This window comes from Bradyrhizobium sp., from assembly GCF_030693485.1.
In the GTDB taxonomy this organism is placed as follows: Bacteria; Pseudomonadota; Alphaproteobacteria; order Rhizobiales; family Xanthobacteraceae; genus Bradyrhizobium.
The window spans coordinates 1-14514 of record NZ_JAUYAN010000053.1; the positions used below are offsets into that span (position 1 = coordinate 1).

General features: G+C 61.8%; 13 protein-coding genes. 8 read left to right on the top strand and 5 right to left on the bottom strand.

Annotation, left to right across the window (positions count from 1 at the left end):
* Window positions 1-570 precede the first annotated feature (570 nt).
* The 3 genes from Q8N40_RS04055 (at window position 571) to Q8N40_RS04065 (ending at window position 5186) form a co-directional block, all read left to right on the top strand.
* Entirely contained in the window at window positions 571-3774 is a 3204-nt protein-coding gene (locus Q8N40_RS04055) for an AAA family ATPase (RefSeq protein WP_305710890.1), read from the top strand.
* Between the two features lie 28 nt (window positions 3775-3802).
* Complete coding sequence (locus tag Q8N40_RS04060; RefSeq protein WP_305710891.1) at window positions 3803-4192, top strand: hypothetical protein; 390 nt, start codon at window positions 3803-3805, stop codon at window positions 4190-4192.
* A 259-nt stretch (window positions 4193-4451) separates the two neighbouring features.
* Window positions 4452-5186, top strand: a complete 735-nt coding sequence (locus tag Q8N40_RS04065) for a Crp/Fnr family transcriptional regulator (RefSeq protein WP_305710892.1) — start codon at window positions 4452-4454, stop codon at window positions 5184-5186.
* A 95-nt stretch (window positions 5187-5281) separates the two neighbouring features.
* Here the strand turns inward: Q8N40_RS04065 and Q8N40_RS04070 are convergent, their stop codons facing one another.
* Window positions 5282-6058, bottom strand: a complete 777-nt coding sequence (locus Q8N40_RS04070; protein WP_305319228.1) for a cyclase family protein — start codon at window positions 6056-6058, stop codon at window positions 5282-5284.
* A gap of 48 nt (window positions 6059-6106) precedes the next feature.
* Complete coding sequence (locus tag Q8N40_RS04075; RefSeq protein WP_305710893.1) at window positions 6107-7096, bottom strand: fumarylacetoacetate hydrolase family protein; 990 nt, start codon at window positions 7094-7096, stop codon at window positions 6107-6109.
* 93 nt (window positions 7097-7189) lie between these two features.
* On the opposite strand from Q8N40_RS04075, the gene Q8N40_RS04080 reads away from it, so the two are divergent.
* From Q8N40_RS04080 to Q8N40_RS04100, 5 genes are read left to right on the top strand one after another with little or no spacing between them, the layout of a single operon-like run.
* A complete protein-coding gene (locus Q8N40_RS04080) occupies window positions 7190-8116 on the top strand; it encodes an ABC transporter substrate-binding protein (RefSeq protein ID WP_305710894.1) in 927 nt (308 codons plus the stop codon).
* 8 nt (window positions 8117-8124) lie between these two features.
* Entirely contained in the window at window positions 8125-8823 is a 699-nt protein-coding gene (locus tag Q8N40_RS04085; protein ID WP_305319238.1) for a GntR family transcriptional regulator, read from the top strand.
* A 9-nt stretch (window positions 8824-8832) separates the two neighbouring features.
* Window positions 8833-9636: an ABC transporter ATP-binding protein gene (locus Q8N40_RS04090; protein ID WP_305710934.1), complete on the top strand. Its 804-nt coding sequence runs from the start codon at window positions 8833-8835 to the stop codon at window positions 9634-9636.
* Window positions 9633-10397: an ABC transporter permease gene (locus Q8N40_RS04095; protein WP_305710895.1), complete on the top strand. Its 765-nt coding sequence runs from the start codon at window positions 9633-9635 to the stop codon at window positions 10395-10397. The genes Q8N40_RS04090 and Q8N40_RS04095 overlap by 4 nt, the downstream gene beginning before the upstream one ends.
* Entirely contained in the window at window positions 10394-11161 is a 768-nt protein-coding gene (locus tag Q8N40_RS04100) for an ABC transporter permease (protein WP_305710896.1), read from the top strand. The genes Q8N40_RS04095 and Q8N40_RS04100 overlap by 4 nt, the downstream gene beginning before the upstream one ends.
* A 36-nt stretch (window positions 11162-11197) precedes the next feature.
* Here Q8N40_RS04100 and Q8N40_RS04105 read toward each other — a convergent pair whose 3' ends face one another.
* From Q8N40_RS04105 to Q8N40_RS04115, 3 genes are read right to left on the bottom strand one after another with little or no spacing between them, the layout of a single operon-like run.
* Window positions 11198-11905, bottom strand: coding sequence for a substrate-binding domain-containing protein (locus Q8N40_RS04105; RefSeq protein WP_305710897.1), 708 nt, complete (start codon window positions 11903-11905; stop codon window positions 11198-11200).
* On the bottom strand, window positions 11902-14043 hold the full coding sequence (locus Q8N40_RS04110) for a molybdopterin cofactor-binding domain-containing protein (protein WP_305710898.1): 2142 nt from the start codon (window positions 14041-14043) through the stop codon (window positions 11902-11904). The genes Q8N40_RS04105 and Q8N40_RS04110 overlap by 4 nt, the downstream gene beginning before the upstream one ends.
* On the bottom strand, window positions 14040-14510 hold the full coding sequence (locus Q8N40_RS04115; protein WP_305710899.1) for a (2Fe-2S)-binding protein: 471 nt from the start codon (window positions 14508-14510) through the stop codon (window positions 14040-14042). Before Q8N40_RS04115 ends, Q8N40_RS04110 begins: the two co-directional genes overlap by 4 nt.
* Window positions 14511-14514: the final 4 nt, after the last annotated feature.

The following is a 14514-nucleotide window of genomic DNA, read 5'->3' on the forward strand; positions in this document are numbered from 1 at the left end:
GGCAAACGCCGGTGCCGTCAGCATCAGTGTCACCAGGGTTTGACGCAGGGCAAGTCGCAGCATGACGGGGCGATCCTTTCGATGGCGAACACGCCTTGATAGGGCAGCATGCCCGATGGTCCTTGATCTGCATCAACCGGCTTAATGCGCGGCGGAGGCCGTCTGCCATCAGCAGTCGTCGTGCGACCAGGCGCCCTGCGCGCAGGCACCCTCGCTCCAGGCAGACAAAGAAATTCGTTTCGTCCTAGATAGTCACCGGTATAGGAATTGTCAGCTCCCTTGTTCTGGCAGCTGGCGTTGGATAGAACCGCGCGCAAATAACCAGGGTGGGCCGCTGGAAAAGCTGACGGGAGGACTTGCCGGCTCCGGCGTCGTGGCATCCTCTGGGTGCGTATGTAGCGATTCGCTACCGCAGGCAATCCTGAATTGCCGCCCAGTCACTCCCATCCCAAAAATCCCATCCGGCGCTTTGCTGGCCCGCGCCCTCATCATTCGCATATGACGGCTGCAAATGCTTGTTCTGCCATGATCTTTCGCTAATCTAGATCCGGGTGGATGGAGGAGCCGAGGGTGGTTTGTCAGGTTTGTCAGTCGACCCTGAAAGCCGGCGACGTGTATTGCTCGTCCTGCGGCGCGGTCGTCCCTGAACATCCTCCCGTAACTGCCGAACTTCGCGGTCGCATCGCTGGCGAGCGGAAATATCTCACGGTCCTCTGTGCCGATCTGCAGCGCTCGACCGATTTGATCTCGGAGCTGGACCCCGAGGCGGCGATATCCCGGCTCGAGCCCGCGCTGATTGCCATGCGCACCGCGGTTCGCCGCAACCGCGGGATTGTCAGCAAGGAGGGCGGCGACGGGCTGATCGCGCTTTTTGGCGCCCCGCATGCCGATGACAATCACGCCGTCATGGCTTGTCACGCGGCGGTCGAGCTGGTGCGCCGTGTAAAACTGTTGAACGACCCTGCGCTTCAGGTGCGGGTCGGGGTTCATTCCGGCTATGTCGTCGCCCACGTGATCGAGGCCGACTTCTCCTCGATCTATGAAGCGGGGGGCCCTGCGGTTCATCTGGTCAAGCGGCTTGAGAATGCCGCCCAAGCCGGCCAGATCCTGGTGTCGGAATCCTGCCAGAGCCTGGCCGCGGGCCTGGTAACTTTCAACGTGCTACCCCAGAGGCGGCTGGAGGGGTTTTCCGCGCTTGTTCCCTGCTACGAGCTAGCCGAAATCAGCGGGCTTACCCGCTGGCGCGCCCGATCGACCAAAGGGCTTTCGTCATTTGTCGGGCGGGCCGAAGAGATTTCCCTGCTCGAGCGGGCGGCGCGGGAGGCCGGTTCGTCCGGGCAGATCGTCGCGCTGGTGGGGACGGCCGGTATCGGAAAATCCCGAATCGCCCACGAATTTGTCGGTGCGTTGCGGGAGAAGGACTGGCAAGTGCTGGAGGCGGAAGGCAATCCGCTGGAGCAGGCAGTGCCGTATGCGTTGCTGAAGAAACTGCTCCAAAGCGCGCTGCAAGGGGGCCATGTCGGGGCAACTGATCAACATGGCCTGTCCGAAGGGTCGGTAGCTGCGCATTCCGATCTTTGGCCGGCCGCGCTTTGTTCGGTTCTGGACCAGCCGGTTATGGACAGCCGGTGGAACGATCTCGAACCCCTGTTGCGGCGCCGCGCCATCATCGATGCCGTCCGCAATGCGATCGGCAGGGTGATCGCGACACGGCCGACCGTCCTGCTTCTCGAGGACCTTCACTGGATCGATGGTCAAAGCGAAACCACGATCGAGGCCTTGATGTCGCTGACGGCAGGCCATCCACTGCTGGTGCTGCTGACATGGCGGACGGAAGATACACCGGGATGGCTGGCTCGGCTGGATGTGCGCCGGGTCTGGTTGCGGTCGCTCGACATCTCCTCGGCAAACGCTTTGCTTGACGATCTGCTCGGTAACGGGGCGGACCTCGACGCGCTCAAGGCTCACATCCTTCGCCACACCGGCCAGGTTCCGCTCTTCATCGAGGAGGTTGCGCGGCAACTCCTCAATCGTGGCGTTCTCGACGCCGACGCCGGCCGGTTTGCCACCAAAACCCCCTGGGACGCGCTGGAAATTCCTCCCACCGTGCAGGGGGTCATTGCTTCCCGCATCGATCGCTTGCCGAAAGAGGACAAGGCGCTGCTCCAGCTCGCTTCCGTCGTCGGACCGCGCATTCCGCCCCCCTTGCTGACGGCCGTGACCGGCATGCCGGCCGCCGAGCTGCAAAGCCGCCTTTGGTCGCTGGAAATTCTGGATTTTCTGGTCGAGTCGCAATGGCTTTCCGCGCCGGAATACGAATTCGCGCACGATCTCATTCGCGAGGTTGCCTACGATTCGATCCTTCGTCCGCAACGGGAGGAGCTACACCGCCGGATTTTGGCGGCGATGGAGGCGAATGCTCTCGGTCACCGGGAGGAGGTCGCCGAGGCATTGTGCCACCATGCGGTCAAAGCGCAGGACTGGGCTAAAACGGACCAATACGGATACATGGCGGCGAAGAAGGCGTTCGATAGATCGGCGTTCCGGGATGCTACCGGATATTTCCAGATTGCGATGGACGCGGTGGACAAGCAGCCGGCCTCGAATGTGCGCGAACAGCGGGCAATCGACCTTCGTATCGAAGCCCGGCTTGCATTTGCAACGCTCGGAAGAATGGATCAGTGGTTTGGCCTCTGCCGCGACGCGGAAGCCCGTTCCGCGAAAATCGGTGATGAAAAGAGACGGCTTGCTTCCCTCGCCGTGAGGGCGGCGGCACTTAATTTCTACGGAACCCCTTATGAAGCGACCACGGCGGGAGAGCGGGCCGTTTCGTTAGCGAACGAACTGACCGATATGACCTGGCTCGGTTTTGCCGAGTATGGGCTTGGCCAAGCCTATTTTGTCGCGGGCCGATACCGCGATGCGGAGGCGTGCCTGAATCGAGCGGCTGCGCGATTTGTGAGTGCACCGGAGAATGTGCCTCCCGGAGCCACCGCATCAAGCCTTCTCGTGCTCAGTTACATGATGAAGGCCATTATCTACGCATCGATCGGCGAATTCGACGACTCCCAGCAGTGTTCACTGCAGGCAAGCGATCTCGCTGAAGGCAATGGCCGTCCATACGATTTGATCGCGGCTGGATATGGTCGCGGCCTGGTACAAATCTTTCAGGGTAATTTTGAGGAGGCGGAAAGCGTTCTCAATCGGGCGGCCTCACTCTCGCGCGAGAACGAAGTCCGGTTGTTCCTACCGCTGGTATTGTGCGGACTCGGGAGCCTTTATTTGCAGCAAGGGCGCCCGGCGGCGGCGAGAGACATTCTGCTTGAGGCAAAGGACGAGGCCGATACACTCGGTCACGTGACCAGTGACCTGCTGTCATCGGCTTATCTCGCGACCGCTTACGCACAACTCGGGGACATACCTCGTGGATTGAGTGTCGCCCGGGGGTGCCAGGCCGGAGCAAAGCAGAAGGGATATCAGGGAATTGAAGCCTTGGCGCTATTTGCTGAAGCTGTAACTTTGTCTCTACAAGGCCCGTCCGCCGTAGCGGAAGCGATTGCGCAGTTCGAGCGAACCATTGAAATTGCGGCAAGACTTGAAGCCAGACCTTTGCTGGGCGCGGCGAAGGGGACAATGGCCCGTTTGCTGGCCAGTTCAGGCAGAAAGGCCGAGGCACAGCAAGAACTCGTTCAGGCGATCGCTCTGTTCGCAAGGTCGAAAATGACTATTCAACTCGAACGTGCTAAAGCAATCCTCTCCAAGTTCTCGGATTGATGACGAATTATCACCAAAGGAGTTGAGCATGGCCGGATTCGTCTATGGCGGAAAATTTGAGCAGATCATCAACGAAATGCTGGGCCCGGAAAATATCGCCGCGTCGGCAACCAAGTTCAAAGAGTTGGAAAAGAAGTACGGGCCTTACAGTTTCGGAAAGTTTGTAAAATATTTTCTGCCGAAGCCAGAGGAGTTTGCGAACTGGGATAAGGATGCTGGCGGAATATCTGAACCGGTGCAGCGCCGCCTCACCGAAATCGTTGCGGCCAATCTCAGATCCTCATTGCCAATGCCGATGTTGTTGAAGGTCGGCGACAACGTCGATGCGACCCACGATCTGATCGTCAAGGTCTTTGTCCACAATGCCCACATCTACATCGGCCTTCACATGCTTTGTCCAAATCCTGCGCTAAAATGACGCCGAAGTCCGCATGTTGGAGGTCGGAATCGATATCCTCCCACTCGCATCCAACCCTTTCGCCTATTTAAAATTGTTCACTTAATTTACGCATCCTAGGCGAGCAATTATCTTAAAGGCCTCGGTATAACCGGGGCCTTTCTTGCCGTGCGCTGCCCGCCGGAGTATAAATTGCGGCGCGGCGGACTATTGCTCTCGTCAGCCTTGCGTCAGCACGACCCGCCGTTGATGGGCAAAGTATCAGATGGTCGTGACCGGCGTGCCTCAGGATAAGACGGGTGGAGCTCGCGAGGCTCCGAGCAGCAAATTATCGGTGCTGCGCAAGCATCCGATCTTCTGCGATCTTGAACCCGAGGCGTTCGATCAGCTGTGCCGCTATGCCAAACACTCCACGCTGAAGCGGGGTGCCACGATCTTTTCAAAGGGCGATGCCGGCACCAGCATGTTTGCGGTGATCAGCGGCACCGTGAAGATCAGCATCTCCTCCGCCGATGGCCGCAGCGCGATTTTGAATTTGATCGGCGCCGGAGAGATTTTCGGCGAAATGACGGTGCTCGACGGGCAGGTCAGATCCGCCGACGCCACGGCAAATACCAGTTGCGAACTCTTCATCATCGACCGCCGCGAATTCATTCCGTTCCTGAAGAGCCAGCCGGCGCTGGCGATGAAGTTCATCGAGCTGTTATGTACGCGCCTGCGCTGGACCAGCGAGCAGGTAGAGCAGATCATCCTGCAAAACCTGCCGGGCCGGCTGGCCAGCGCGCTCCTTCGCCTGACCGAAAAGCACAAGCTTGCGCCTGGCGGCCGGACCATCGCCGTAACCCAGCAGGAAATCAGCGAAATGGTCGGCATGACCCGGGAAAGCATCAACAAGCAGCTCCGGGTCTGGGCCGATCGCAAATGGGTGCGCCTCGAGCACGGGGCCATCGTCGTGCTGAATGCCGAGCCGCTGCAGTCGCTGGCCGAAGCGGGATCAGGCGACAACGGCGATTAGCGCGCCGTTGCAAGGTTGGTGAAACCGCCGCATCGAGCGCAGCGATGCCTTATAGCCTTTTCCGCGACCCACCTGACAGCGCCGGCGCTGCCGCTTTACCCCTCGATGATGGCGACTGCGCGGGTCCAGCCCGCCGAAGCGCGTTCGATCTTGACCGGAAAACACGACACGGTGAATCCGGTCGACGGCAACTGCTCGAGGTTGTGCAGCTTTTCGATATGGCAGTAGCCGATATGGCGTCCGGCCTTGTGGCCTTCCCAGATCAGGCTGGCGTCCCTGGTCTCCGCATATTTCTTCGCGGTATGGACGAATGGCGCATCCCAGCTCCAGCCGTCGATGCCCGTGAGCCGCACGCCGCGCTCGAGCAGATACATCGTCGCTTCATAGCCCATGCCGCAGCCGGACGTGACGTAATCCTGCCGGCCGTATTTGGTCCCGGCGCTGGTGTTGACCACGACGATTTCCAGCGGTGAAAGCGTGTGGCCGATGCGCTTCAGCTCATTTTCGACATCCTTTGCGGTCGCAACATAGCCGTCCGAAAAATGTCGGAAGTCCAGCTTCACGCCGGGTTGCAGGCACCATTCCAGCGGCACTTCATCGATGGTCCACGAGCGCTCGCCGCGGTTCATGGTCGGGTGAAAATGCCAGGGCGCATCGAGATGGGTGCCGTTGTGGGTGGAGAGCTGGACCTGTTCGACCGCCCAGCCTTGCCCGTCCGGCAGATCCTCGGCTTTCAAGCCCTCGAAGAACTGCAGCATGCGCGGCAGGCCCTGCTGGTGATCGATGTACTGGATGGTGGGATGTCCGCCCGGCGGATCGGCCGGCACGTCGTTCTGCAGCGGCACGGAAATGTCGATCAGTTGTCTGGCCATATGCGCTTCCTCGAAGAGTTTTGCCTGCTTTTATTCACATATCGAGCTTCAGGCGTCCTGCCGCTCGACCTTGTTTTTCAGGATTCCGATCTTTTCAACCTCAAGTTCTATGGTGTCGCCGTGTTCGAGATACCAGCCGAGTTCAAGCCCGCAGCCGTTGCCGACAGTGCCTGACCCGATGAATTCCCCGGGCATCAGGGTTTCATCGCGGGTGACATGCGCAATGATTTCCTCGAAAGAAAACAGCATTCCCTCGGTAACGCCCTGCGAGCGCATCTTGCCGTTGACGCGGGCTTCCATCCTGAGCTTGTAGGGATCGCCGATCTCGTCTGGCGTGACGATCCACGGTCCCATGACGTTGCCACCGTCAAAGCTCTTGCCCTTGGCAGGGCCGAGCCGTCCTTCCATTTCGATGCGCTGGGCGTCGCGCGCCGAGAAATCGTTGAAGATGGTATAGCCGAAGATATGGTCCCGGGCCTTCGAGGCCGGGATATTGGCGCCCTTGTTCTTCGTGACGATGCCGAACTCCAGTTCGTAATCCATCACCTTGCTGTAGCGCGGCCACTTCACCGTCGTGTTGGTGCCGCGCACGCTGAAGCGGTTGGTGATGTAGTAGATCGGCTGTTTGCGGTAGACTTCGGGCAACTCGCCCAGCGGCTCGGCATCGATCCGCGCCAGCTCCGCCATGTCGTTCTTCGCGCGCGCTGCAAGCTTGAGCTGGCCCCGCGGGGCCTGCAGGATATGCAGCGGGAACGACATGCCGTCGCGCATCTGCCGAGGTTCGGGGATCGGTGCCAGGATCTCGGCGGCCGCGACATTCTCGGACAAGGTTTCATCCTTGCCGCTCTTGTCGAACAACTGCCCGGCCTGGTCCAGGGCTGAGGAGCCAGCGTCGATCAGCGACAGCATCGAAGCAAAGGCTGGATTGGATTTGCCCTCCCGGTCCGCAGCCGCCGCCAGGTCGAACAATCGCGAATTATCACTGTGCACGAGACCGATCTTTTCACGGCCGCCGGATCGAAATGTCGCAAGTTTCACCATTATCTCCCTTGCAGTTTAATAAAATATATGATCATTAAAAATATCGATAAACAAGGGGCGATAAAAAATATCGCTATCGGGAGGCGATTGATGACCAGATTCCTGGCGGCAGCAGGCGTTGCGGCGGTTTTGTCCGTCAGCCCGGTCCATGCGCAGAACAAAATCCAGATCGGCTGCACTGCGACGTCCGACTGCGCTTCCGCGATGGTCGCGATCGACGAAGGCATCTTCAAGAAGCATGGTCTCGATGCCGAAATGGTGTTGATTGGCATCAATTCGAACATTCCAGCCGCGATCCTCTCCAACTCGATCCACGTCGGCGGGCCGACCTCTACCGTGTTCTTGCAGGCGGTCGATGGCGGCCTCGACCTGGTCGCGGTCGCGGGAGCTAGCGTGATGAGTCCAGTCACCAACGGCAATGTCAGCGCGTTCGTCCGCAATGGCGTCGTCATCAACGAGCCGAAGGATTTCATCGGCAAGAAGGTCGGCGCCCCCGGGCTCGGCGCGTTCCTCCATGTCCTGTTCGTGAAATGGCTGGTCGAGAAGGGCGTTGACCCCAAGAAGGTCAATTTTGTCGAGGTGACGTTTCCGACCATGATGGATATCGTGAAGTCGGGCAGTGTGGACGCAGTCCTGACGGCAGAGCCGTTCGTGACCCGGATGACCAATGCCGGACTAGGCTCGGTCGGTGCCCGTTACGCCGTCGAACTCGCGCGGACCGAACCGATCATTTTCTACGCCGCCTCGCGCGAATGGGCGGAAAAGAATCCCGATACCATCAAGAAGTTCCGCGCCGCGATCGCGGAAGCCGCTCCCGTCGTCAACAACGACCGGGACAAAGCCTCAACTTCGATTCAGAAGTTCACCAAGCAGCCCATCGAACTGGTCAAGGCCACGCCGCCCAACCGGTCGGAACCGATCCTCAAACCGGAGCAACTGGCCTGGTGGATCGAGATCATGGCGACGCAGAAAATGTTGCAGAGCAAGCTCGATCTCAACAAGCTGATCCTGAAGTAGAACCGAGCATGGCGCCAGCGGTGCAAAGCGGTTCAGGGGAGGCGTCGGGTTCGGACACCTTGAGCGAGCGCGCGGCCAGCCTGGTGGAACGCGATATCATTGCCGGCAATCTCGCGCCTGGCGCGCGTCTTGGAATCGTCGATCTGGTCCAGCGCTACGACATCGGCGCCACGCCGCTGCGCGAAGGCCTGTCCCGGCTCATTTCCAGGGGGCTGATCGTCGGGATCGGCCAACGCGGTTTCCGGGTGGCCGATGTCAGCCGCGAGGATCTGAAAGACATTACGCAGATGCGCACGGTGGTCGAGATCGAGGCGCTGCGGCTCGCGATGGGGCAAGGCGACGATGCCTGGGAAGCGGGCATTGTCAGCGCGTTGCATCAAATGCGCCGGCACATTCAGCGAACCGGCGACAGGTTTCGCGAGGGCGCGCCGGAGTTCGACGCCTTGCACAAGGGATTTCACACCGCACTGCTGGCGGATTGCGGATCACGACGGCTGCTGCAGGCGCATTCGGATCTCTACGATCAGGCCTATCGTTATCGCCGCGTCATGATGCGCAGTCTGGGTAGCGGTGAAGACTTTGTCGCGGCCCATCAGGATCTTGCGGATCTGGTGCTGGCGCGCGATGTCGATGCTGCGCAAGCCAGGCTCAGGTCACACCTGGGTTCGACGCTCAATTACGTCTATCCGCCGGCCAAAGGGGGCTAGATCGTGAACATGATTGCTGCCGTGAACCAGGGGGCGAACAGCCTTCGTCCGGGGCGTGCGCAGATCGTCTTTTCCGGCGTCACGCTCAATCTCGGCGGCAAGGCCATTCTGGAAGGCATCAGCCTTGACGTGAAGCCGGGCGAATTCCTCTGCATCATCGGGGCGTCGGGTTGCGGCAAGACCACCGCGCTGCGGCTTGCGGCCGGACTTTATCAGCCGACCAGCGGCACCGTGGCCTTCGACGGCCAGGCGATGCTGGCGCCGCGGCGGGATATCGCCATCGTCTTTCAGGACTACGGCAAGGCGCTGCTGCCATGGCGAACCGCCGCCGGCAACGTCTCGCTGGCGTTGGAGGCATCCGGCATGGCCGCCTCGCAGCGCGCCACCCGCATCGACGAGTTGCTCAAGAAGGTCGGATTGCCCAACCACGCCGGAAAATACCCGGCGGAGATGTCCGGCGGGATGCAGCAACGCCTGCAGATCGCGCGCTGCCTGGCGCAAGAGCCCAAGGCACTCTTGATGGACGAGCCGTTCGGCGCGCTCGACGCGATGACGCGTCAGGGACTGCAGGATGAAGTGCTGTCGCTGGTGCACGCCAGCGATGCGACGGTCGTGTTCGTCACCCATGATCTGGAAGAGGCGATTTACCTGGGTGACCGGGTCATAGGCCTGTTACCGCATCCCGGCCGCATCGGCATCGAACTCCAGATTGATCTGCCGCGGCCCCGCGATCAGCTGACGACGCGGGAGAACCCCGAATTCCTGCGGCTGCGCCGCGAGTTGTTCGATTTCATCAAGGCGTCGGAAGCATGATCCCGGAGCGCATCAAGGCGTTTCTGCTCCCGATCTCGATCCTGGCATTACTCGAAATCTGGGCCCGGGCGGTTGATCTGAAAAGCGACTCGCTGGCGCCGCCGAGTGCCATTGCCGCGGCGCTTGTCAAGGCTTTCCAGGACGGCTCGATGTTGACTGCGACACGGGACACGCTGATCTCGGCGTTCACCGGGCTCTCGATCGGGGGCGCCGTCGGCCTTGCCTTCGGTATTGCGCTAGGCATTTTCCACATTTTCGACCGGTTGATGGAAGTCACCATTGAGTCGATCCGTCCCATACCGTCCATTGCGCTGTTGCCCATCGCGCTGATCGCACTGGGTTTCGGCTATCGCATGGAGATCACGATCGTCGCATTCGCCTGCGTCTGGCCGATCCTGATCCTGACGCGCGCGGCCGTCGGCGGCATCGAACCGCGTCTGATCGAGGTGTCGCGCGCACTGCGGCTCTCGCCGGCGGACCGGGTCCGCAAGATCATCATCCCGGCGGCGCTGCCGAGGATTTTCCTGGCCTTTCGCCTGGCTGCCGGCATAGCGCTGATCGTCGCCGTCACGGTCGAGATCGCGATCAATCCGATCGGGCTGGGCGCTGCGATCATGACGGCGCAGCAGGCGCTGCGGCCCGACCTGATGCTGGCCTATCTGTTCTGGATCGGTCTGATCGGCTACCTGTTGAACACCGCCCTGATGCTCGCGCAACGCCATTTGTTCGGGCGCGCGGCTTTGGTTGGAGATTCCGCATGAATCGCTCGGTGCTGTACTGGCGTGCCGCCAGCTTTGCGGTTGCCGCAGGCTTCATCGGGTTGTGGCAGTTCATTGCCGATCAGCGGCTGGTGTCGCCGGTTTTCCTGCCCGGGCCGGATCGCGCCTGGGCATCGCTGGTAAGGGGATTTGCCAGCGGCGACCTGCTGGACAAGCTGCTGGGAACCCTGGAGCACATGGCCTATGGCTGGTTCGTCGCGTCCATCGCCGGTATCGCGCTTGGAGCGATGATCGGCTCGTCGCGCACGATGCGAAGCTATGTCGCGCCGTCGCTCGAATTTCTTCGGCCGCTGCCGGTATCCGCCGTCATTCCGGTCGCGATTGCGATGTTCGGGTTGACCCAGACCATGGCGCTGTTCGTGATCGCGTTTGGCGCGATCTGGCCGATGCTGCTGGCGACGATACATGGTTTCGCGGCAGTCGAGCCGCGGCTCTACGAAGTAGCGCGGTCGCTGCACATGTCGCGACTGGCGGTCATCTTCAAGATCGCGCTGCCGTCGGCAAGTCCCGACATCCTGGCGGGCATGCGATTGAGCGTGACTGTGGCGCTGATCCTGTCCGTGGTCTGCGAAATTCTCGCCGGCCTCGATGGCCTCGGACACTGGGTGCTGCTGTCGGCCCGGTCGTTCCGTTCAGCGGACCTGTTCGCCGGCGTGATGCTGCTTGGTGTTATCGGCTATCTGACCGCGCTGGCGATGTCACTGGTGGAGAAGCGGTTGTTGAAATGGCGATCGAGCGGCCATTGAGTTCTGTCTGGCGGAGTGCGGGTCTGACTTGCGCAGTTACTTGCCCGCGTCAATGAAGCCAGCGCGTGCTCGTATCGCGCGCTGATCGGTGCCGATCAACAGGTCGATCAGGTTCCGCGCCTGCTTGCCAAGGGCCGCCCGTGAGGTCACCGCCGCCGTATACATGGTCGAGAGGTCGCATCCCTGAGGCAGCGATCCCGACAGAATCACCCCTTTGGTACTGATGATCTCGGTGGATTGCGTGCAGCCGATCGGCCTGATCGCGTCGGTCTCAGCCAGTTGGCGCATTGCGGCCGCCCCGTTCGGAAAGATTCGGAGCCGGGCCGCCACCTCACCGGCGATGCCGAGTTGCTGCAGGACTTTCGCCACGTGGATTCCGGCGGTAGACGCCTTGATATCGGGAACGAAGATCGCATCCGCCGCGAGCAGCGCATCGCGCAAGGCGGCCGCATCGTTGACCGTGACCAGGGAATCGCCGGCGCGGACGGCGACTGCGGTCTCGACCAATCCGATGTCGGCGATAGAGTCGGGAACTACCCATTTCTCCTCCGCCAGTCTGGCGACAATTGCCGCCGTCAGGATGATGACATCGGCATTGGTGCCGGCGCGCAATTTGTCGGCCATGGCGCCGACTGCGCCGAACTCTCCTACAATGTCGAGGCCGGCTTGCGCCTTGAATTGTGGTGCGATACCTGCGACCAGGCCTTGCGCCGCGCCGCCGCTCAGGATGTTCAACGCAGTCATGAGTTCAATTCCATCGCCGCGATCAGGCTGTCGCGCGTAATCGGCAGGTTGCGAACGCGCACGCCGAGCGCATCGAACACGGCGTTGGCGATCGCCGCGGTGACCGGTCCGTGCGCCGCTTCGCCGGCGCCGAGAGGTTCGCTGTCGGATCGCTGGATCAGTTCGACCTGTACGTCCGGCACATCGCTGAAGCGGAGGATCGGATACGACCCCCAGGTGGTGCTGGTGATGCGTTGCCGGTCAAAGCGGACGCGCTCCTTCAATACCCAACTGGTAGCCTGGATTGCGCCCCCTTCGATCTGGTTGATCACCCCATCGGGGTTGATGGCTTCGCCGACGTCGACCGCGATCGTCAGCCGCCTCACGCTGATATCCTCGGCGCCCTCGACCTCGGCAATGACCGCACAATAAGCGCCGGTGTTCTTGTAGCGCGCGAAGCCGAGGCCGTAACCGGTCCCGGCCTGCTTGTCGGGTTTCCAGTTCGCGCGCCTCGCGACGGCTCGGATCACATCCTTGGCCCGCTCGTCCGACAAGAGGCGCAGCCGGAACTCGACTGGGTCCTCGCCGCGCTCGGCGGCGAGTTCATCGAGAAAGCATTCGATCGCGAATACGTTGCCCTGCGCGCCGAGCGTCCGCAGTGCGGAGGTTCGGATCGGCATCGTGGTCAGGCGATGGCATTCGATCCGCCACGACGGAAAGTCGTAGAGCGGAACCGAGTTGCGATCGGCGCCGCCGCCACTGGCTGACGGCGGATTGGTGGAGATCATGCGTGGAAACGGAGTTTCCAGCTCGGTTGCCGCCAGCAAGGCAGGCTCAGCCGCGCGTCCGGGCCGCGCGGTATGGCCGTTGCTCCAGATGCTGTGGCGCCAGCCGATGATTTCGTCTCTTGCGTCGAGATCGGCCTCGATCTCGATCGCCATCGCCGCCCCGAACGGCGCGTGCGACATCTCGTCTTCGCGCGACCATTGTACGCGCACTGGCCGGCCTTGGGCTGCTTTCGCCAGCAGCACCGCGTCGAGTGCGACGTCGTCGGCGGCATTATGCCCGTAGCAGCCGGCGCCTTCCATATGCTCGACTGTGATGTTCTCGGCTGGCAGTTTCAAAACCAGCGCGAGATCGGCGCGGAGGAGATAGACCCCCTGGCTGTGGGTCCAGACATGAACGCGGTCTTCCGCGGTCCACTGCGCCATGGCGCAGGACGGCGCGATCGAGGCGTGCGCGATATAGGGGCGGGTATATTGCCGTCGGACCGTCCGCACCGGTTCGCGGGTCGCCGACGCCGTTCTGGTATCGATCTCTGTCGACTGCGACGGCTCGGCTTTCAGAAACGCAGCCAGTTGGCCTTCATCGGGCAGCATTCGGTCGGATGACCAGGTCGCGCTTCTGCGCAAGGCCTTCAGGGCCGCCTGCGCGCCGTCCTCGGTTTCGCTGACGACACCCACAAAGTTGCCGTCGTGCACGAGGGCGACAAGGCCGGTAACAGCACGCGCGCCATCCTCCTTCAAACCGGTGAGTTTCGCTGCCGACAGCTCCGATCGCAGCACAAGGCCATGCAGCATCCCGGGCAGGGCGGCGTCGTGAATGAAGCGGCGATGCGCGAAAACCTTGTCGGGGATATCCAGCCGCTGAACCGAATAGCCGGCCTGCATGCGCCTGGCAGGTGGCTTTGGCATGGCGCCCGGCGTCGCGTCGCGGTCCAGTGAAACGTGCTCCGCGAGTTCCCAGTAACTGGTCCTGATATTGCCGGGACCGGAGATGGTGCCATCCTCGACCGCGAGTGCGTCGATGCCGACGCCCAGGCGATCCGAGGCGGCGCCCAGGAAGATTTGCCGCACTTCGGCGCAGGCCTGCCGTATGGCGCGGCCCGACTGCTGCACGGATAGACTGCCCGAGGTGACGCCCTCGTTGGGACTGGCCGCCGTCGAGGCGCGCGCCATCTGCACGCGGCCGATATCGATATCGAGTTCGTCGGCGGCGATCTGGGCCAGTGCGGTGATGATGCCTTGCCCGATCTCGACCTTTCCTGGCGAGATCATCACGTGGCCTTCCCGAGAGAACTGTACCCACGACGACAGAGTGGGGTTCGCCGCCAGGCTGACCGGCAGTTTTGGCGCGGGGGAGGGGGCGCGCTCGCTCATCGCGCGGCCATTTCAGCCGCCGCGCGCAGCACCGCCCGCACCATGCGGTTATGCGATCCGCAGCGGCAAAGGTTGCGATCGAGTGCGGCCTTCACATCGCCACTGGTGGGTGTCGGGTTTTGCTGCAGCAGCGCCGCGGCGCTGATCAGGATGCCGGAAACGCAGTAGCCGCACTGCATGGCCTGCTCGGCGATAAAGGCTCGCTGCAGCGGATGCGGCGCTTGCGCGCTTCCCAACCCTTCCACGGTGATGACGTCCTTGTCCGCGACCGACCACAGCGGCGTGTCGCATGCGGCTACCGCATGATTGCCGACCAGGACGTGGCAGGCGCCGCATTCATTGGCGCCGCAGCCAAAATGCGGCCCGGTCATCTCAAGCGTTCCGCGCAGGATACCGAGCAGCGAAGAATCGGGATCGGCGTCGACCTCCGTTTCGACGCCATTGAGGCGAAACCGTACGTTCGACATCGAC